At 46.6% G+C, this 343-nt stretch carries 1 protein-coding gene; it reads left to right on the top strand.

Features of this window, described 5'->3' with window-relative positions:
• Positions 1-343 (top strand): carbohydrate ABC transporter permease (locus ASG81_RS02855; RefSeq protein WP_155971150.1); only part of this gene is annotated, 343 nt, incomplete at both ends.

The raw sequence follows: 343 nt of genomic DNA, 5'->3' as shown, positions 1-343 counted from the left end.
CATACCCGAAAGTCTGTACGAAGCAGCGCACATTGACGGAGCGAATAAGAGCCAATGTTTCTGGCGTATTACACTGCCTTGTCTTCGTCCAGTCATCGTCGTCGCCGTCCTGATAAGAATGATTGATGCGGCACGCTCGTTTGATATCATTTGGGTGTTGACCCAAGGAGGTCCTAACTTCTCCTCTTCCCTTCTGAGCACGATGATCTATAACACGATGGCTCGTTATAATCAGGTTGGATATTCCAGTGCGCTTGCCATATTATTTATGGTCGCGTTAATGTCAATTTGCGGGTTTTTCATGATGCGGTTATGGAATCCGAACAAGAAAGCAGGAAAGCAG

The organism is Paenibacillus sp. Soil522, from assembly GCF_001428245.1.
In the GTDB taxonomy this organism is placed as follows: domain Bacteria; phylum Bacillota; class Bacilli; order Paenibacillales; family Paenibacillaceae; genus Pristimantibacillus.
Note: the sequence above shows the minus strand (reverse complement) of the source record. Positions and strands in the feature narration are given on the sequence as shown.